The sequence below is a fragment of the Streptosporangium canum genome (genome assembly GCF_900113865.1).
Taxonomy (GTDB): domain Bacteria; phylum Actinomycetota; class Actinomycetes; order Streptosporangiales; family Streptosporangiaceae; genus Streptosporangium; species Streptosporangium canum.
On the sequence record NZ_FOQY01000011.1, the window covers coordinates 25,586 to 43,534 of the forward strand.

At 69.1% G+C, this 17,949-nt stretch carries 18 protein-coding genes; 5 read left to right on the top strand and 13 right to left on the bottom strand.

Annotation, left to right across the window (positions count from 1 at the left end; all coding sequences use genetic code 11):
- Positions 1 to 178 precede the first annotated feature (178 nt).
- From BM085_RS17905 to BM085_RS17920, 4 genes are all read right to left on the bottom strand, one after another.
- A complete protein-coding gene (locus BM085_RS17905; RefSeq protein ID WP_093888111.1) occupies positions 179 to 1,147 on the bottom strand; it encodes a thermonuclease family protein in 969 nt (322 codons plus the stop codon).
- A gap of 88 nt (positions 1,148 to 1,235) precedes the next feature.
- Positions 1,236 to 1,958: a dethiobiotin synthase gene (gene bioD, locus BM085_RS17910; RefSeq protein WP_093888112.1), complete on the bottom strand. Its 723-nt coding sequence runs from the start codon at positions 1,956 to 1,958 to the stop codon at positions 1,236 to 1,238.
- Between the two features lie 65 nt (positions 1,959 to 2,023).
- The gene (locus tag BM085_RS17915) at positions 2,024 to 2,743 is read right to left on the bottom strand and encodes a GntR family transcriptional regulator (RefSeq protein WP_012894686.1); all 720 of its coding nucleotides are present in this window, start codon (positions 2,741 to 2,743) and stop codon (positions 2,024 to 2,026) included.
- 76 nt (positions 2,744 to 2,819) lie between these two features.
- The gene (locus tag BM085_RS17920) at positions 2,820 to 3,386 is read right to left on the bottom strand and encodes an aminotransferase class I/II-fold pyridoxal phosphate-dependent enzyme (RefSeq protein ID WP_342742888.1); all 567 of its coding nucleotides are present in this window, start codon (positions 3,384 to 3,386) and stop codon (positions 2,820 to 2,822) included.
- Positions 3,387 to 3,445: 59 nt separating this feature from the next.
- Here BM085_RS17920 and BM085_RS17925 point away from each other — a divergent pair, with 59 nt between their 5' ends.
- Positions 3,446 to 4,909, top strand: a complete 1,464-nt coding sequence (locus BM085_RS17925) for a sensor histidine kinase (RefSeq protein ID WP_093888113.1) — start codon at positions 3,446 to 3,448, stop codon at positions 4,907 to 4,909.
- A 58-nt stretch (positions 4,910 to 4,967) separates the two neighbouring features.
- Here the strand turns inward: BM085_RS17925 and BM085_RS17930 are convergent, their stop codons facing one another.
- Complete coding sequence (locus BM085_RS17930) at positions 4,968 to 5,222, bottom strand: WhiB family transcriptional regulator (protein ID WP_012894683.1); 255 nt, start codon at positions 5,220 to 5,222, stop codon at positions 4,968 to 4,970.
- 282 nt (positions 5,223 to 5,504) lie between these two features.
- Complete coding sequence (locus tag BM085_RS17935) at positions 5,505 to 6,464, bottom strand: diacylglycerol/lipid kinase family protein (protein WP_093888114.1); 960 nt, start codon at positions 6,462 to 6,464, stop codon at positions 5,505 to 5,507.
- A 92-nt stretch (positions 6,465 to 6,556) separates the two neighbouring features.
- Here BM085_RS17935 and BM085_RS17940 point away from each other — a divergent pair, with 92 nt between their 5' ends.
- Positions 6,557 to 6,925, top strand: a complete 369-nt coding sequence (locus tag BM085_RS17940) for a hypothetical protein (RefSeq protein ID WP_093888115.1) — start codon at positions 6,557 to 6,559, stop codon at positions 6,923 to 6,925.
- On the opposite strand, the gene BM085_RS17945 is transcribed toward BM085_RS17940, so the two are convergent.
- The 3 genes from BM085_RS17945 to sodN form a co-directional block, all read right to left on the bottom strand.
- Complete coding sequence (locus BM085_RS17945; protein WP_197048491.1) at positions 6,922 to 7,701, bottom strand: RNA polymerase sigma factor SigF; 780 nt, start codon at positions 7,699 to 7,701, stop codon at positions 6,922 to 6,924. The two genes, BM085_RS17940 and BM085_RS17945, sit on opposite strands and share 4 nt — an antisense overlap.
- A 17-nt stretch (positions 7,702 to 7,718) precedes the next feature.
- On the bottom strand, positions 7,719 to 8,144 hold the full coding sequence (locus BM085_RS17950; protein ID WP_012894679.1) for an ATP-binding protein: 426 nt from the start codon (positions 8,142 to 8,144) through the stop codon (positions 7,719 to 7,721).
- 295 nt (positions 8,145 to 8,439) lie between these two features.
- Positions 8,440 to 8,841: a superoxide dismutase, Ni gene (sodN, locus tag BM085_RS17955; protein ID WP_012894678.1), complete on the bottom strand. Its 402-nt coding sequence runs from the start codon at positions 8,839 to 8,841 to the stop codon at positions 8,440 to 8,442.
- 31 nt (positions 8,842 to 8,872) lie between these two features.
- Here sodN and BM085_RS17960 point away from each other — a divergent pair, with 31 nt between their 5' ends.
- Positions 8,873 to 9,238 (top strand): S24 family peptidase, encoded by a 366-nt coding sequence (locus tag BM085_RS17960; protein WP_281249852.1) that lies wholly within the window; start codon positions 8,873 to 8,875, stop codon positions 9,236 to 9,238.
- On the opposite strand, the gene BM085_RS17965 is transcribed toward BM085_RS17960, so the two are convergent.
- On the bottom strand, positions 9,205 to 9,738 hold the full coding sequence (locus tag BM085_RS17965) for a CGNR zinc finger domain-containing protein (protein ID WP_093888117.1): 534 nt from the start codon (positions 9,736 to 9,738) through the stop codon (positions 9,205 to 9,207). The two genes, BM085_RS17960 and BM085_RS17965, sit on opposite strands and share 34 nt — an antisense overlap.
- A 267-nt stretch (positions 9,739 to 10,005) precedes the next feature.
- Here BM085_RS17965 and BM085_RS17970 point away from each other — a divergent pair, with 267 nt between their 5' ends.
- On the top strand, positions 10,006 to 11,208 hold the full coding sequence (locus tag BM085_RS17970; protein WP_093888118.1) for an NAD(P)-dependent malic enzyme: 1,203 nt from the start codon (positions 10,006 to 10,008) through the stop codon (positions 11,206 to 11,208).
- A gap of 289 nt (positions 11,209 to 11,497) precedes the next feature.
- Positions 11,498 to 12,856, top strand: a complete 1,359-nt coding sequence (locus BM085_RS17975) for an NsdA family TPR-like regulatory protein (RefSeq protein WP_093888119.1) — start codon at positions 11,498 to 11,500, stop codon at positions 12,854 to 12,856.
- 227 nt (positions 12,857 to 13,083) lie between these two features.
- Here the strand turns inward: BM085_RS17975 and BM085_RS17980 are convergent, their stop codons facing one another.
- The 3 genes from BM085_RS17980 to BM085_RS17990 all read right to left on the bottom strand — a co-directional run bounded on the left by BM085_RS17980 (position 13,084) and on the right by BM085_RS17990 (position 17,849).
- Complete coding sequence (locus tag BM085_RS17980; RefSeq protein WP_093888120.1) at positions 13,084 to 14,691, bottom strand: trypsin-like serine peptidase; 1,608 nt, start codon at positions 14,689 to 14,691, stop codon at positions 13,084 to 13,086.
- Between the two features lie 749 nt (positions 14,692 to 15,440).
- A complete protein-coding gene (locus tag BM085_RS17985; protein ID WP_093888121.1) occupies positions 15,441 to 16,505 on the bottom strand; it encodes a trypsin-like serine peptidase in 1,065 nt (354 codons plus the stop codon).
- Between the two features lie 147 nt (positions 16,506 to 16,652).
- Positions 16,653 to 17,849, bottom strand: coding sequence for a trypsin-like serine peptidase (locus BM085_RS17990; protein ID WP_093888122.1), 1,197 nt, complete (start codon positions 17,847 to 17,849; stop codon positions 16,653 to 16,655).
- Between the last annotated feature and the right edge of the window lie 100 nt (positions 17,850 to 17,949).

Genomic DNA, 17,949 nt, shown 5'->3' on the forward strand with positions numbered 1-17,949 from the left:
CAGATTCCTCCCGCCTAACGCCGCCGGCGCGTATTCGCGGTCGCCGAGCCGCAGGCGGGCCCGGCCGCGGCCGCCACGCGGATGCCGGAACCGGCGGGCACGAGGGCTGTCTCGTCATGGTCGCGCACGACGACCGCCGCTTCCGGATCGAGGCCGCCGCCGGCCTGTGGCGGTACGCCTACAGCGGCGGGACCGACCAGCCCCGCTCCGCCCACAGGGGCGCGTGCTCGGAGTTGACGAACAACCGGTCCTCCGGATCCGGGACGCGGTGGTAGCTCTGCGGGTGGAGCAGCTCCGAGGAACTGTCGGACAGGTCGAGGACATACCGGTCGGGTGCCCGGCGGCCGGCCAGGTAGCGCAGCTCGAAGGCGTGCAGCTTCAGCGGGTCCGCCGGGTTCCACAGCCCCAGGCCCGCCTGGCGTGCCTGCCGTACCGACTCGCGGGCCCGGCCCAGCGCGCCCGTCTCGGCCACCGTGCGGGCCGATCCGGGAGCGGGCACGGCCTGCGCCACCCGGTTCTCCTGCCGGACGAAGGGGTCGACGTTGGGCCAGATGAAGTAGGGCATGACGTGCCCGCCGGCGAGCAGCCGCTCGTTGTACGGCGCCGGCCTGGGCTTGAGCTTCTGGTCCCGGTTGACGTAGCAGAGCAGCCTGCCGTACCGGTCGAGGATCTCGTGCGCGAAGGCCAGCCGGAGCTTGAAGGTCTCGCCGGTCAGACCCTGCTCGGCGATGTCAGAGCTGATCATGTCCTTGAGGGCCTGGGTGGGCGGCCCGCCGAGCTCGGCGTGGTTGCGCGCGGTGGTCGCGTCGAGCCTGCCCAGCAGGTGGTCGTGGAGCGCGGCGCGCAGCGGCAGCGGCTCGAAGCCCGGCGCGAACGGGTCGGCCAGGAAGTCGGTCCAGGCCGGGTGCGAGATCTTGACGAACCCCTTGGGCAGGTCGGGGACGATGGAACTGCGGGGCAGTTCGAAGCTGACCTCGGGGGCGTCCACGCCGAGCAGGCGCACGCCGAAGTTGCCGTCGGCGGCGATGTTGATGGTGTCGCCGTCGTGCACGAGCTTGTCGACGGGCTGCGGGACTCCTGCGGATCGCGCGAGAAGCGCGTGTCCGACGGTGATGCCGGGAACGGGCTGTTCGATCGCCTTGGCCATGTCTCACATATTGACATCCTCCCCAGGGCCTCAGCCATGGGGAGGATGTCACGGTGCTCCGCTCTTCCGCCCGCGCGCCGGCCGTCGCCTACGGCGAGAGCCTGAAGCTCCGCCGGAACGCCGAGGGGTCGAATCCGCCGCCCAGTGCGGGCCCCAGGCCGGCGCGGGCCGTACGGGCGAAAGCCTCCCGGCCGAGGGTCCCCGCGCCCTCCGGGAGCACGCCCGCCAGCGGACGGGCGGCCAGCATCTCCAGGTCCGCCACGTTGCACCGCTCGGCCAGGCCGGGTTCGGCCGGCCAGGACCCGATCACCACCCCCACCGGCTCCAGCCCGCGATGGGCCATCGCCTCCAACGTCAGCGCGGTGTGGTTGAGCGTGCCCGGCGCCGCCCGGGTCACCAGGAGCACCGGCGCGGAGAGCGTCCGGGCCAGGTCGGCCAGGGTCGCCCCCTCCTCGTCGAAGCGGACGAGCAGCCCGCCCGCCCCTTCGACGATCACCAGCCGGTGCGACTCGGCCAGCTCCCCGATCCGGGCCGCCGCCCGGGGAAGGGAGAGCGGCGGCAGGCCCGCCTCACGGGCCGCCGCCGCCGGGGACAGCGGGTCGGGGAACCTGGCGAACTCGAACGTCGAGGTGGCTCCGGAGAGCCGGATGACCTCGTCGAGGTCGCCGGGTTCCGTGCCGGCCACCCCGGTCTGGGCGGGTTTCACCACCGCGACCGAGGCGCCCCGCTCCCTGGCGAGCGAGGCCACCGCGGCGGCGACGACCGTCTTGCCCACACCGGTGTCGGTCCCGGTGACCACGAGAATGCTCACGCACCTCACCCTAGGCGGCGCTCACCTGTCACGATCCGGGCCGCCGGCCGGTCCGGCCCGGGACGTCAGGGCCGGCGCAGGCGGGTGACGAACTTGTACCTGTCGCCGCGGTAGAGGGACTGGGCCCACTCCACCGGGTTGCCGTCGGCGTCGAAGGCGTGCCGGGTGAGCAGCAGCATCGGCAGGCCGACGTCGACGCTCAGCACCTGCGCGTCGTACGGCGTGGCCAGCACGGTCTCGATGATCTCCTCGGCGTCGGTCAGCCGCACGTTGTAGGCGTTGTGCAGCGTCTCGTACAGCGAGGAGTGCACCTCCAGCTCGCGCCGGAGCCGGGGGAAGCGCCGGGCCGACAGGTGGGTGGTGTCGATCGACATCGGCTCGCCGTTGGCCAGGCGCAGCCGGTGGATGCGCAGCACCCGGCCGCCGGGGTTGATCGCCAGCCGGCGGGCCAGGGGCTCGTCGGCGGTGATGTAGCTGATGTCGAGGATCTTGGTGTCGGGTTCGAGGCCGACGGTCCGCAGATCGCCGGTGTAGGACGTCAGCTGGAGGACCTGGGCGACCTTGGGGTGCGCGACGAACGTTCCCTTGCCCTGGATGCGGACCAGGCGGCCCTCGACCACCAGCTCCGACAGCGCCTGCCGCACGGTGGTGCGCGACGTCTCGAAGCGCACCGCCAGGGTCCGCTCGGGAGGCAGCGCACTGCCCGCCGACAGGGACTTGGTCAGCGCGAGCAGACTACGTTTGACGTCGTAGTACTTAGGAATCCTGGGGGAGTCGTCCGTCACGCCGGCACCTCGCCTGACGGCTCGGAAACGGCGTGGCCGGAGGTACCGTGCCTACCGGCTCGCCCGCTTCGCTCACTCACATGGTCACCTTCATCTCGGCCACGGCGGTGAGTGCACCCCGGATCACCGCTAGATCATCGGAACTCAGATTGGCCCGCGCGGTCAACCGCAGGCAAGAGCGGCCGGCCGGCACTGAGGGCGGCCGGAAACATCCGGCGCGCACTCCGCGTTCCGCACGGATGAGGGCGGCCCGCAGTGCGGTCTCGGATGGGCCGAGCACGATCGGGACGACCGCACCCGCCGGATCGTCGGTCTCCAGGCCGAGTCGACGGGCCATTGAGGCCAGCTCTTTCGCTCTGGTTCGCACGCATCCGGGCAGTTCGGGCTGATTGTGAAGGATATCCACAGCGGCGAGTGCCGCCGCCACGCTGCCCGGGGCCAGGCCGGTGTCGAAGATGAACGACCGGCCCGTGTCCATCAGAGTTTCGATCACCTCCGGGGTCCCGAGCACGGCCCCGCCCCGCGATCCCGGGGACGTGGAGAGTGTGATCGTTCTCACAACACCCGGCTCGGCCGCCTCCCGCATGCCCGCGGCCGCGCGCGACCGTGCCGGCGGGTCTGGGGTCTGCTCCATAGCGGGCATCTTGCCAGCCAGACCCGCCCGATTCGCGTTTGGGCCCGCAAAGAACGCATGATGCACGGGTGCCGACTCTAAGCGACCTGGTGGTTCGTCATACCGCGCTCGACGATGCCGACCTCGAATGGATGCACTCGCTGGTCTCCGACTGGCAGCTCCTGGCCGACCTGTCGTTCGCCGATCTCATCCTGTGGATCCCGCTCAGGGAGGCTCCGGGGTGGATCGCCATCGCGCAGATGCGGCCCACCACGGGCCCCACCGTCTATCACGACGACATCGTGGGGACGACTGTGGCCAAGGGGGAGCGGGTGCTCATCGACACCGCCTGGGACGAGCGGCGGATCTGCCGGGAGGGCGACCCCGACTGGTCCAGCGGGGTCCCGGTGCGCGAGGAGACCATCCCGGTACGGCGGGCCGACCATTTCCTGGGCGTGATCCAGCGCTCGACGAACCTGTCGTCCGCGCGCACCCCCTCGCGGCTCGAACTCACCTATCTGCAGAGCGCCTCGGACCTGGCCCAGATGGTGGCCGAGGGGCGGTTCCCGTTCTCCGGCGCCGAGCCGATCCTGGTCCGCTCGCCGCGCGTGGGCGACGGCCTGCTCCGGCTGGACCGCGCGGGCCGGGTCACCTACGCCTCGCCGAACGCGCTGTCGGCCTACCGGAGGCTGGGCCTCAACGCCGACCTGGTCGGCGCCGAGCTGGGCCGTACCACCGCCGCCCTCTGCTACTCCGACGAGCCCATCAACGAGAACCTGATGATCGTGGCGAGCGGCCGGGAACCCCGGGAGACCGAGGTCGAGTCGGGCGGCACGGTGGTGCAGCTGCGGGCGATCCCGCTGGTCGTCGGCGGCGGGCGGATCGGCGCGCTGGTGCTCATCCGCGACGTGACCGAGCTGCGGCGGCGCGAGCGGGAGCTGATGACCAAGGACGCCACCATCAGGGAGATCCACCACCGGGTGAAGAACAACCTGCAGACGGTGGCCGCGCTGCTGCGGCTGCAGGCCCGGCGGCTGCAACTGCCGGAGGGACGCGAGGCGCTGGAGGAGGCGGTGCGCAGGGTCGGGTCGATCGCGATCGTGCACGAGACGCTGTCCCACACGCCCGACGAGCAGGTGGACTTCGACGACATCGCCGACCGGGTGATCGCCATGACGGGCGAGGTGGCGGCGCCGGAGGCACAGGTCGTGCCGCGCCGTGTCGGGTCGTTCGGGGTGCTGCGTTCGGAGATCGCCACGCCGCTGGCGATGGTCCTCACCGAGCTGCTGCAGAACGCGGTCCAGCACGGGCTGGCCCACCGGCCGGGCCGGCTTCAGGTGATCGTTTCGCGGGGGGCCGACCGGCTGGACGTGATCGTCTCCGATGACGGGACCGGTCTGCCCGAGGGCTTCGACCTGGAGTCGTCCACCAGTCTCGGCCTGCAGATCGTGCGGACGCTGGTCGTCGGGGAGCTGTCCGGGCGGCTGGCCATCGAGCCCCGGCAGGGCGGCGGCACGGAGGTCACCCTCGGCATTCCCCTCCCCGCGGTCTGAGCCGGGCCGGGGAGGGGGACGCGCTCTCGGGGGCGGGCGTCCGTGCTGTGCTGCGGGATCAGGCGTTCGCGCGGGTGCGGGCGCGGGCCGTGCGGCGCTTGAATGCGCGGCGCTCGTCCTCGCTCAGGCCGCCCCAGACGCCGGCGTCCTGCCCGGATTCCAGTGCCCACTTCAGGCATGCTTCACTTACGGTGCACGTACGGCAGACCTGCTTGGCCTCTTCGATCTGCATCAGGGCGGGGCCGGTGTTGCCGATCGGGAAGAACAGCTCGGGGTCCACGTCACGGCAGGCAGCGCGGTGGCGCCAGTCCATGCGTCCACTCCTTCGTAAGAGGAGCCCTTGCTGCGGCTCCGTCGGCTCACTTTGTGAAGACTTTCACTAACCAGCGCGAACGATTACCCGAGCCTGGGTCGGTCCCGGGGGCAGGTCCACTTGATCGTCGGTGGCCTGGGAGCGAGGTGGCCGCTCAAAGGTCCTACGTTCCGACGTCAATGTTGAGATTGTCAGCCACGCTCAGTACACGCAAGAGGTTTGGGAGAACGTTTTGCCTGATATGCATGTCGGATGCGTCACACAATGACCGCTTGTAACGAGCTAGACCAAGACTTGTAACGCGTTCGGGATAGACCGGAACGTTACGCTCTCGACTTCTCCCAGGTAGTCCCCGTCGAGCTGGAACGCCACGGGACGCTCGGCGGTCAGGGTGAACTCCCTCTCGTCGTGGAGCTGCACCAGATGGCGGCCGGCGGGCAGGGTGTCGCGGCCCCCCATGATCTGGGGGAGGAGCCGGAGCATCGACGGCAGCCCCAGGCGCTGGAGTCCCAGCAGGTCGAGGCCCGTCTCGAAACTCGCCCACGGGGTCGGGCAGACCGGCCGGGAGCCCACGTAGGTCCAGGGCGAGGTGTTGGAGATGACCGCCATGAAGATGTTTCCGGCCGCGGGCACGTCCGGGCCCGCGACGGTCATGGCGGCGTGGCGTTTGTCGGTCGAGAGGTAGTGGTTCAGCGCGGTGTTCACATAGCGCGTGGGGGTGGCCTTGCGGCCGGTGCCGCGCATGCCCTCGACCGCCCGGATCACCTCGGCGTCGTACCCCAAGCCACTGCAGAAGGTGAAATATCGGCTTTCGTCGCCCCAGAGGGCCTGTCCCAGCCCGACGATCCGCCGCCGGCCGTCACGGATCGCCTCAAGCACCGCGCCGGCCGCCTCCACCGGGCTGTTCGGCAGCCCGAGCGCGCGTGCGAAGACGTTCGCGCTGCCGCCGGGGATCACCAGCAGCGCCGGCCGGTCCGCCGCGCTCCCGTCGCTCCCGCGCTTGCCGTCCTCCGCGTCGAGCAGGCCGTTCGCGGCCTCGTTGATCGTGCCGTCGCCGCCGAGCACGGCCACCACGTCGTATCCCGAGGCGTGGGCCTTGCGGGACAGCAGGGTCGCGTGTCCCCGGTACGCGGTCTCCTCGACCTTGATGTTCATCGTGGCGCTCAGCGCCCCGATGAGCACATCCCGCGTCCGCTGATTGGTCGACGTCGCTTTGGGGTTCACCAGGAGCATCGCGCGCATAATGCCAGCGTATCCGCCGAAAACGGCATCGTGGCTGCGGAAAACGGATCGAGGTGTCCCGGCGATAGGGTTGGGATGTGTCGAATCGCCCGATGACCCTCACCGTCGCCGCCGCCGTCCTGGGGCTGGAAGGCCTCACCACCCTGCTGCTCGGCGGCTACGTCGGGGTCGAGACGGTGATCGGCCGGCCGTCCGATGTGCTGAGCTCGCTCTTCGTCGCCGGATTCGGGATCCTCGTCGGCGCGGTCCTGCTCTGGGTGGGGTGGGGCATGCTGCGGACCGAGCGGTGGACGCGGAGCCTGGGCGTGCTGGCGCAGATCTTCGCCACCGTGATCGGTATCACGCTGATCCAGTCCGACCAGCAGACCATCGGCGTTCCGCTGATAGCCGTGGCAGTGATCGGACTGGTCGCGCTGCTGTCCCCGCCGACGACGCACGCCCTCTACGGGGACCAGGACTAGTCTTCCGCGGTCAGGCCCTCACGGAGCTGGGCGAGGGTCCTGGCCAGCAGCCGGGACACGTGCATCTGCGAGATGCCGAGCTCGGTGGCGATCTGGGACTGGGTCATGTTGCCGAAGAAGCGCAGCAGCAGGATCCGCTTCTCGCGCGGAGGCAGCCGTTCGAGCAGGGGCTTGAGCGACTCGCGGTATTCGACGCCCTCCAGGGAGTCGTCCACGATGCCGAGGGAGTCGGCCACCGCGGGCGCGTCGTCGTCACCGGAGTCGGGCGCGTCGAGGGAGACCGTGGAGTAGGCGTTGGCCGACTCAAGCCCCTCGAGCACCTCCTCCTCGCTCATCTTCAGGAACGCGGCCAGCTCGCCGACAGTGGGCGCACGGCCCTCGCGCTGCGAGAGCTCGCTGATCGCCTTGGTGAGCGAGAGCTTGAGCTCCTGCAGGCGGCGGGGCACGCGGACCGCCCAGCCCTTGTCGCGGAAGTGCCGTTTGATCTCGCCCACGATCGTCGGGGTGGCGTAGGTGGAGAACTCCACCCCCCGGCCGAGGTCGAAGCGGTCGATCGACTTGATCAGGCCGATGGTGGCGACCTGGGTGAGGTCGTCCAGCCACTCACCCCGGTTGCGGAAGCGGCGGGCGAGATACTCCACCAGGGGAAGGTGGAGCTCGACGAGCTCGTCACGGATACGCTGGCGCCGCGAGTCGTCGGGGGTCAACTCCGCCAGTTCCGCGAAGAGCAGGCGCGCGCGCACCCGGTCGGGCACCGCGTGGTCGCTGGCGGCCATGGCACGAGTCCTTTCCGTCACGCCGGCCTCGCTGCGCCTCGGCGCTTGCGTAGCACGATCGCCATGCGGTCGGGGGAGTCGGTTACGGCATCCACGTCGTCGGCCAGGGCGGTGAGCACCATCCACGCGAAGTCGTCGCGCTTGGGCGCGGAGCTGCCGACCGTGCTGACCTCGACCCGGACCTGCATGAGCTGCCCGGTGAGCTCGAACTCGGCGATCAGATCGGTGCCGGGGACGGCCTGGGTCAACAACATCGCGCACGCCTCGTCGACCGCGATCCGCAGATCCTCGATCTCGTCGAGCGTGAAGTCCAGCCGTGCGGCCAGTCCGGCGGTCGCCGTACGTAGCACGGACAGATAGGCACTCGCAGCCGGTAGCCGGACGCTCACCACGTCACGGATCCCACCCATACCGACCGCGGGCGTCTCGGTGTGTTCGGTCACGTTCCTCCTCGCAGAGTCGCTGACTGCAACCTACAGCCCCGAGAGGGTGGTTGGCCCAATTGGACTCGCGATCGGGGCGATTTGAACACCTCAAGAACACCCTAAGGCGCTTGAATGGGACGTCTCAACAGGTCAGGCCCCGTGTGGTCGCACTCCCCACGGGGCCTGTCGTACTGGTCGCGACGCCGCGCGTCACGGCTCGGACGGCGGCAGTCGGCGCCCCGCCTCGTCACCCGTCCGCCGGGCCGCCCCGCTCCTCGGCCGAGCGCACCGGCACGCCTGTTCGGTGATCCGCTCAGGCCGCCTTGGTCGCCCAGAAGATCTTGGAGATCTCGTCGATCTTGCCCAGGAGCTCGTCGGCCTTCGCGACGTCGACGGTGCCCTTGCCGCCCGCGGCGCCGGCCAGCTTCGTCGCGTCCCAGAAGAGCTGGTGGAGCTGCGGGTAGGTCTCCAGGTGCGGAGGCTTGAAGTAGTCGGTCCACAGCACCCACAGGTGGTGCTTGACCAGCTCCGACCGCTCCTCCTTGATGGTGAGCGCGCGGGAACGGAAGACCGGGTCCTCGTTCGCCGCGTACTTCTCCATGATGGCCTTCACGGACTCGGCCTCGATGCGAGCCTGGGCGGGGTCGTACACGCCACACGGCAGGTCGCAGTGCGCGGACGCGACGTGCTTGGGTCGCAGAAGTCGTGCGAGCATCGGAAAATCCTTCCTTGATGCTGAGATCAGCATGGTCCGATACCGACCTTACTCGTCTCCGGAAAACCCGTGTGTGAGGGGGTTGTGCTCGATGAGAGTCCGTGTCGAGGGAGACTCGATGCTGCCCGCGCTGCGGTCGGGGGACTGGCTCTGGGTACGGCGCGGCGCTCCGATCCGCCCCGGCGACCTGGTCGTCGCCCGGCTCCCGTCCGACCCGTCGCGGCTGATCGTCAAACGGGTAGCGTGGGAGGCGGACGGGGGATGGTGGCTGGAGAGCGACAATCAGCGGGCCTCCGGCCGCCGCGACAGCTGGGACTTCGGCGCCCTGCCGCCGTCGGCGCTGGTCGGCCGGGTGGTGCTGCGCTACTGGCCGTTGACCTTCTGGCGGGCCCGGTAGGCGGCCACGTTCGCCCGGCTGGCACACCGCTCCGAGCAGTAGCGCCGGGACCGGTTGGAGGAGGTGTCGAGGTAGGCCCTGCGGCAGGGCGGCGCCTGGCAGAGGCCGAGCCGGTCCACCCCGAGGTCGGTGACCATGGTGGCCAGGCCCATCACGGCGCCCACGGCGTACTGGTCGGCCATCCGGCCGCCCTCGGTCAGGTGCAGGTGCCAGCGCTCGTTGTCGTGGCCGGAGATCTGCGGCTGGACCGGATGCTGGATCAGCAGCGAGTTGAGCCGGTCGACCACGTCCTGCTCGCCGCCGCCGGCCGCGGCCTCGAACACGGTCACGAGCTCCTCGCGCAGGTCACGCAGGGCGTCGAGGTCACCCCGGGTGATGCGGCAGCCGGGGCGGTAGCGGCCGCCCTCCTCCAGGAGGGCGCGGAGCCCCTCCAGGCCGGTCAGTCGTTCGGGGCTGTTGATGAGCAGCACAGCCAGCTCGGCATAAGAGGTCAGGTCCACCGGATGATCCATCGATGTAAGTGATGAACGGGGCTCTGAGTATTACACGTGCGGCGAGGCCCGCACCATGACAACGAAAGTAAGCGGCCTCTGTCACCTGCGGCAGTCTCAACATGTGGCACAATCGAGCAACGGGTGACCCCCGTACCCCCTCCAGACGACCGTTCCCAGCGAGCAGGCCCCGAGCGGCTACCGAAGCCGGGCCACGCCCGCGACGGCGTCTCCGAAGGAACCATCCGTCTGTCTGACTGAACTACAGGGGTCGCTGTGGCTGTTACGCCGTCCTCCATCTCCCCCGAAGCCCTCGAAGCCTTCGATCTCGATCCGGCCTTCGCCCTGCACCGCGGCGGCAAGCTGGAGACCCGCTCCACCGTCCCGGTCGACGACGCCGACGACCTGGCGCTCGCCTACACCCCCGGGGTGGCCAGGGTCTGCACCGCGATCGCCGAGCGGCCCGAGCTCGTCAACGACTACACCTGGGTGTCCAACGTGGTCGCCGTCGTCTCCGACGGCACCGCCGTGCTCGGCCTCGGCGACATCGGGCCCGCCGCCGCCATGCCGGTCATGGAGGGCAAGGCACTGCTGTTCAAGCAGTTCGCCGGCGTCGACGCGGTGCCGATCTGCCTCGACTGCACCGACGTGGACGCGCTGGTCGAGACGGTGGTACGGCTCGCGCCCTCCTTCGGCGGCATCAACCTGGAGGACATCGGCGCGCCCCGCTGCTTCGAGGTCGAGGACCGCCTGCGCGAGCTCCTGGACATCCCCGTCTTCCACGACGACCAGCACGGCACCGCGATCGTCGTGCTGGCGGCGCTGCGCAACGCGGCCCGGCTGACCGGCCGCTCGCTGGGCGACCTGCGGGCCGTGGTGGCCGGCGCCGGCGCCTCCGGCGTCGCGGTCAGCCGCATCCTGCTCAACGCCGGCATCGGCGACATCGCGGTCTCCGACTCCAAGGGCCTGATCCACCAGGGCCGCGACGGGCTCAACCCGGTGAAGGAGGCGCTGGCCCGCGACACCAACAGGGCCGGTCTCCGCGGTTCCACGGAGCAGGCGCTGGCCGGCGCCGACGTGTTCGTCGGCCTGTCGGGGTCGACGGTCTCGGAGGGGGCCATCGCGTCGATGGCGCCCGGCGCGATCGTCTTCGCGCTGTCCAACCCGACCCCCGAGGTCCACCCGGAGGTCGCCAGGAGGCACGCCCTGGTGGTGGCGACCGGCCGCTCGGACTTCCCCAACCAGATCAACAACGTGCTCGCCTTCCCGGGTGTCTTCCGGGGGGCGCTCGACGTCCGTGCCACCACCGTCACCGAGAACATGAAGGTGGCCGCGGCCGAGGCGCTGGCCGCCGTCGTCGGTGACGACGACCTGTCGGCCGACTACGTGATCCCGAGCCCGTTCGACGAGCGCGTCGCCCCCGCGGTCACCGCCGCGGTCGCCGCGCAGGCCCGCGCCGACGGAGTCGCCCGCCGCTGAGCCGATCGCGCCGGCTCCGAGCCGATCGCGTGCCTCTTCCGAGGCCCCGCGAAGACCTCCGGACGCATCCGCGAAGACCTCCAGGCCCGTCTGAGAAGACGCCCCTCGCCCGATCGGGCGAGGGGCGTCTTCTTGGTTTTGGGAAACTCAAAAAACAGTCACGGATCGTGCTATAAAAAAAGCGCTCCGTCACCTATCTGGGCAAGAGTGTGCACGAGGGACGGATACGGGCGCAGGGGGCGCGAGCTGGTTTCCAGCGCCCCCGCGGCTTCTCACGGTGAGGAGAGCGATGGAACGCGAGCCCAACCGACTGCTTCAGCGACTCATCGCTGAAGCGGGTTTCACGCACAAGGGGCTGTCCCGCAGGCTCAACGATCTCGGTGTGGCCCGGGGCCTGCCGGGTCTGAAGTATGACCACAGTTCCGTTCTGCGCTGGATCGGCGGCCAGCGGCCGAGAAATCCGGTGCCGGGACTGCTCGCAGAGATTTTCGCATTCCGGCTCGGCAGGACGGTCAGCTCGGAAGACCTCGGTCTGCCGGTCGCCGCGACACCTCTCGACCTCGGACAGGAGTTCACACACACGTGGCAGGAGGGGATCGCGACCGTGACGGCACTGTGGCGGGGAGATGTTGAGAGACGCAGGTTCCTGCTCGACTCGACCTTCGCGATCGGGGCCGGGTCCGCCGGCGCCCTACGCTGGCTGACCCTTCCCCTGGAGGGCCGTCCCGTCGCGGGCGGCGCCCGGCGGGTGGGCATGGCCGACATCGCCGCGATCCGGGAGGTCACCCGGTCCTTCGGCGAGCTGGACAACAGGTTCGGCGGCGGCAGGGTCCGCTCGGCGGTCGTGAAATATCTGGACACGGCGGTCGCGCCGCTGCTCAGCGAGGGCTCCTACGGCGAGGGCACCGGCAGGGCGCTGGCGTCCGCCGCGGCCGAGCTGACCCGGCTGGCCGGGTGGATGGCCTACGACCTGGAGCAGCACGGCCTGGCCCAGCGCTACCTGATCCAGGCGCTGCGCCTGGCCCGGGGGGCGGGGGACCACGGGCTCGGCGGGGAGATCCTCGCCGGGATGAGCCATCAGGCCCTGTATATAGGACAGCCGGCCCACGCTCTCGACCTGGCGCGGGCCGCCCAGCTGTCGGCCCGCCGCGCGGGTGTCTACGCCCTGCTGGCCGAGTCGCACGTGCTGGAGGCCCACGGCCACGCCCTGATGGACGACCGGGGGGCGTGCGGCAACTCCCTGCACGCGGCCGAGCTGGCCTTCGACCAGCGCGGGGCCGGTGAGGAGCCCGACTGGATCGCCTACTTCGACGAGGCGTACCTGTCGGCCAAGTTCGCCCACTGCTTCCGCGACCTGGGCGACGGGCCGGGCACCGTACGGCACGCGACGCGGTCGCTGGACATGGACGGGCGCTACGTCCGCGGCCGCATGTTCAACCTCTCGCTGCTGTCGGCCGGGCTGCTCGGGTGCGGCGAGCTGGAGCAGGCCTGCGTGGCGGCCGGCCAGGCGCTGGAGCTGGCCGGGGGGCTGCAGTCGGCCCGGACCCAGTCCTACGCGTCCGACCTGCGGCGGCGGCTGGACCCCTTCGCGGGCGAGCCCGCGGTGCGGGAGCTGAACGAGCGGACCAGGGAGCTGAGCCCCGCCTGAGGCGATACGGCGTCCGCGGGGATCGGCGGAGGGACGATGCTCCGCGGGGGGCGGCTCCGGCGGGACGGGGATTCCGGCGGAGAACGCTCGTGAGAGAACGCTCGGGGGAGAACCCGTCCCCGGCGAACACCGGACAAAAGGCCGAGGGGCCCGGCAGATGCCGGGCCCCTCGGGTGAAGCAGGGTGAGTACGAGGTTTGGACCCCCGGACTCAGGTGATCGTCAGAACTACTTCTTGACGATCGAGCCGGACCACACAGCCGCAGCCTTGTTGTAGATCGCGGCGGTCTCACCGTCGAAGTACGGCGAGGTGATGAGGTCGTAGCGGTTGTTCTTGTCCTGGTCGCCGAAGAGGCTGGTCACGCCGTTGACGTAGCCGAGACGCTTGGCGTTGCTGTACTTGACGAGCCACGGGCCACCGTCGGCGCCGGGGGTGAAGGAGGACTTGAGGCCAACGTGCTCCTCAACCTTGTCCGCGGCGGAGACGTACACCTTGCCCGAGGTCTTGCCGTAGGTCCACTTCGGCGTAACGCCGGTGTAGGCCTTGTTGCCGTCGGGGTGAGCGTCGGCCGGGTAGCCGAACGCGAACACCGTCTGGCCGGTCTTCTGGTTCCAGGTGAAGCCCTGGCCACCGACGTTGTCGCCCAGGGCGCCGGTGTCCTTGATGAAGCCGTCGACGATGTAGTAGACCTCGACCCAGTACTTCATGGGGGTCGTGGTCTTGACCCACTTCTTCAGGTAGAAGGACTGCTTGGTCCAGCCGGTGACCGTGTTGCCGTCCTTGACCTCGAGCAGCTCACCGAAGAACTTGCCGTTGGACTTGTCAACCAGGAGCTGCTTGTACTCCTCCTGGCTGATCGGGATGACCTTGCTCTCACGCGTGAACTGCGCGCCGTTGGCAAGGTCGTCCTTGACGGACGCGGCAGCGAGGTACTCCGACTTGGTGACCTCGACGCCGACCAGCTTGATGCCGTCCTTGCCGTCCTTGATGTACTGCTCGATGTTGGCCTTGGCGTCGTCGGGCTTGGCGACAGTCTCGACCTTGGAGTCAAGGGCGGCCTTCTTGTACGGGCCGTCCTCGCCGAACTTCTTGACGCCCTCGTCGTAGGCGGCCTTGTCGATGTCCTTCTCGGTGACGATCTTGGTGCCGGTGCCGGTGTACTCGGAGAACTCCTTGCGGGTCACCTCGCGACCGTTGCCACCACCGATCTGCACGCCGTTGTAGACAGTGACGAAGGCGTAGTCCTTGTCCTTGTCCTCGAAGACGCTGAAGTCGTAGTGGGTGTAGGCGGTCTTACCGACGAAGATGCCGTAAGGCGTCTTGCCCTGGTAGTAGGCCGGGACGAAGACCCAGTTGTCGGCGACGCTGGCGTTCTTGCCCTCGTCGTAGACGCAGTGACCGGCGGTGGAGACCAGGTTGCGGTACTTCGACTGGATCGAGGTACCCGAGCACCACTTCAGGTTCTTGTCGGCGTCGACGAAGAACACCTTGCCGATGGTCTTCGGCAGGTTGATGTTCTTGATCTTCGCCGCGGTCTTCTTCTCCTCGCCGATGGGGGCGACGGTGCCGGGCTTCCCGTCAGGGGTGTACCCGCCGCCGACGCTCATGGTCGGAGTCGCCTTGGTCTCCCAGGTGTAAGGCGTGGCCTGGGCGAGGCGGTTGGTCTTGTCGTTCACTTCGAGCCAGAAGTTCGCGACGTCCACGGCGGCCGGAGCGTCCTTGGCCATCGTGTCGAAGGCCCAGTCCGGGTTGGCGTTGGCGGTACCGGCCAGACCAGCGGCCAGCATGCCGGTGGCGAGGATGGCGCCGCCGGCGGGGAGGAGGATGCGCTTCAAGGGGTAACTCCTTGGTCTGATGTGGAACGCTTCTTGCGTCCCATGCGTCAGTAAAGGGATAGCCAGAACATACAGGGCTGATCTTGAGGATCGGAAGCCGCTTTGAGGGGTAAGAGCCCCATGCGCCGGGCCGAGATCATTCTGTGATGTTTGAACGGCTGCAAGGCGGTTGTTGCGGCCGAGGGCGATGTGCTGCGTTTCCGCAGATAGGCATGATCCTGTTGCGAATGTGACCGATGTGGCGTGAGTGCCCCGATACGTTCAGTCACGATGCTGATGTGACGCAGATCACATGAGTTCGATGGCACCGATTTGCCGATAGTCACGTCTAACGCGAACGATCCGGGGCCTCCGGAGCCCTCGGAAGGCTGAAAATCAGGCCCGGAAGCCCCTGAAAATCCCCGAATCGGGGGCCGGCAAGCCCTCGGAGACCGGAATCGGGGCGCGCGAGGGCCTGGGAACCCGGATTCGGGGACGTGCGAGGGCCCCGGAACCTTGAATCGGGGGCTGGCAAGCACTCAGGGAACCGGATTCAGGGACGTGCGAGGCCCCCGGAGTCTTGAACCGGGGTGGCGAGAGCCCCGGGAGTCCGCCGGGCGAGGCCGTACCGGACGTGAAGGCCCGGGAGATGCCGTACGGGCCTGGAGAAGCCGTACAGGCCGGGAAACGGGTGCGGGACCCGGCGCATGATGCACCGGGTCCCGCGGGTGGAGCTGAGCGTCCTGAACCCTTGTGAGGGTCCGGAGGGCTTACTTGCGGACGATCGAGCCGGACCACACGTTGGCGGCCTTCTTGTAGATGTCCGCGGTCTCACCGTCGAAGTACGGCGAGGTGATGAGGTCGTAGCGGTTGTTCTGGTCCTGGTCGCCGAAGAGGCTGGTCACGCCGTTGACGTAGCCCAGGCGCCTGCTGCTGCTGTACTGCGTCAGCCACGGGCCGCCGTCGGCGCCCGGGGTGAACGCGCCCTTGAGCCCGACGTGCTCCTCGACCTTCTCGGCCGCGGAGACGTAGACCTTGCCGGACGGCTTGCCGTACAGGTACTTGGGCGTCACGCCGCTGTAGGGCTTGTTGCCGTCGGGGTGCGGGGCCTGCGGGTAGCCGAAGGCGTAGACCGGCTTGCCGGTCGACTGGTTCCAGGTGAAGCCCTGGCCGCCGACGTTGTCGCCGAGCCGGCCGACGTCCTTGAGGCCGCGGTCGAAACCGATGCCGTTGTAGACCGTGACGAAGGCGTAGTCCTTGTCGTAGTCCTCGTAGACGTCGAAGTCGTAGTGCGTCCACGCCTGCTTGCCGACGTAGATGCCCCACGGCGTCTTGCCCTGGTAGTAACCCGGGACGAAGACCCACTTGTCGAGGGTCTGGCCGTTGCTGGCGGTGTCATAGACGCAGTGGGCGGCCGTGGCGACCAGGTTGCGGTACCTCGACTGGATCGAGGTGGCCGAGCACCACTTGAACCGGCCGTTGGCGACGAAGAACACCTTGCCGATGGTCTTGGGCAGGTTGACGTTCTTGGCCAGGGACGGGGTGGGCCGCTCCGAGCCGGTGGGGGCGATGGTGCCGGGGCGCCCGTCGGGGGAGTAGCCGCCGCCGGAGCTCAGCCGGGGGGCCGCCGCTTCGGGCGCGTAGGCGGTGGCCTTCTTCAGGGCCACGTAGTTGGAGGCGGCCCAGAACCTGGCCACGGACAGCGCCGACGCGTTGCTGTCGGCCAGCTTGTCGGTTGCCCAGTCCGGGTTGGCCTGGGCGGTGCCGCTCAGGCCGGCGGCCAGCAGGCTGGTGGCGAGTGCGGCGCCACCGAGGGAAAGAAGAGAGTGCTTCAAAGACTTGCTCCTTGCGCTGCAACGTCTCCAGAAACCCTGGAAACTGCGGGACGACAAACAAATAACCTACGTATCGGCCCATCGGGTAAATGCCGATCTAAGGCTCCCTTAAGGTGCATTTAAGGTGCCCATAAGGTGTGGGTAAGGTCAGCTCGCGTGCTGGCTGTCCGCCCACCGGTAGACGTTGTAGGTCGAGGTGATGAAGTACGGCGAGGAGATGAGGTCGTACTTGCGGTCGGTGTCGACGTCCCAGGCGAAGCTGTTGACGCCGTTGAGGTAGCCGAGACCGGTGGCGCTGTTGTAGTCGACCAGCCAGGGGCCGCCGCTCGCTCCGCCGGTGAATCCGCACTTGAGCGCGATGCCCAGCTCCATCAGGTAAGTGGGCGCGGGCCTCCTGGTGGTGCGGCCGCTGCACCACCTCAGCTTCTGGCCGTCGTACGGCCTGCTGCCGTCGATCTGGGGGGCGGCGGGGTAGCCGAAGGCGAGGGCGGCCTGGCCGATGCCGCGCTTGACCACCAGTCCCTGCCCGCCGACGTTGTCCTCCAGCTTTCCCACGGGTTCCATCTCGTAGGTGTTCGGGCTCTTGCCCGGCTTCCAGATGAACCCGTCGTGCACGTTGACGAAGGCGTAGTCGTAGTCGTAGTCACCGAGGCCGACGAAACTCTCGTGCAGGTTGAGAGAGTGGCCGACGTAGACCCCGTAGGGGGTCTCGCCCTTGTCGTAGCCCGGGATGAAGATCCAGTAGTCGGCGTGCCTGCCCTGCTTGGCGTCGTAGGCGCAGTGCCCGGCCGTGGCGACCAGGCTGCGGCTCTTGGAGGCCACCGACGAGGCGGAGCACCAGAAATCCCTGTCCCCGATCCGGAAGAACACCTTGCCCACGGTCACGGGGGACTTTGCGGCGACCGAGGAGGGCTTCTTCGGGAGGGTGGGCCTGACGACCGGCGCGGTCGAGCCACTGCTACTACTGCTGCTGTAGTAGGACGTCGCGTTCGCTGTCTTGGACTCACCGCTCGCCGCGGCGGTGGTCGCCGTGGCGGTGGCCGCGGTGCCGGTCCCGCCGGAAGGAGCGGGCGTCGCGGTGGTGGCGCTGCCGCTGGGCTTGATCTCGGGCGTCGCCGGCGTGCCGTCCTGCGCCTGCTTGATCCTGGCCGGACTCCAGTACTCCGCGATCCGCTTCATGTCCGCGCTCGTCTTGGTGAGCGTGATGGAGGTGATGCTGCCCGGGACCGTCGTGTTGTAGGTGTTGTCGGCGCTGGCGCCCCCGGCGAACGCGGACATGGCGAGCACACCACTGGCGACGAGGGCGCCGAGTGTGGTCGCGAACCGCCGTGCGCGGGGGGACATGAAGGCCGTTTCCTTCGGGGGTCAGGGGATCAGCGGCTGAATGAGGACTGCAAGGAGTGATTTTTCCAGATCAACTTGGTTTTAGGCAGTCGGGGGGCTT

Bases quoted from the DNA above. Each gene is read 5' to 3' on its own strand.
- BM085_RS17905 (WP_093888111.1), bottom strand. From the start codon at position 1,147: ATGGCCAAGGCGATCGAACAGCCCGTTCCCGGCATCACCGTCGGACAC.
- BM085_RS17920 (WP_342742888.1), bottom strand. From the start codon at position 3,386: ATGCCCGCTATGGAGCAGACCCCAGACCCGCCGGCACGGTCGCGCGCG.
- BM085_RS17930 (WP_012894683.1), bottom strand. From the start codon at position 5,222: ATGGACTGGCGCCACCGCGCTGCCTGCCGTGACGTGGACCCCGAGCTG.
- BM085_RS17935 (WP_093888114.1), bottom strand. From the start codon at position 6,464: ATGCGCGCGATGCTCCTGGTGAACCCCAAAGCGACGTCGACCAATCAG.
- BM085_RS17940 (WP_093888115.1), top strand. From the start codon at position 6,557: ATGACCCTCACCGTCGCCGCCGCCGTCCTGGGGCTGGAAGGCCTCACC.
- BM085_RS17945 (WP_197048491.1), bottom strand. From the start codon at position 7,701: ATGGCCGCCAGCGACCACGCGGTGCCCGACCGGGTGCGCGCGCGCCTG.
- sodN (WP_012894678.1), bottom strand. From the start codon at position 8,841: ATGCTCGCACGACTTCTGCGACCCAAGCACGTCGCGTCCGCGCACTGC.
- BM085_RS17960 (WP_281249852.1), top strand. From the start codon at position 8,873: ATGGTCCGATACCGACCTTACTCGTCTCCGGAAAACCCGTGTGTGAGG.
- BM085_RS17975 (WP_093888119.1), top strand. From the start codon at position 11,498: ATGGAACGCGAGCCCAACCGACTGCTTCAGCGACTCATCGCTGAAGCG.
- BM085_RS17990 (WP_093888122.1), bottom strand. From the start codon at position 17,849: ATGTCCCCCCGCGCACGGCGGTTCGCGACCACACTCGGCGCCCTCGTC.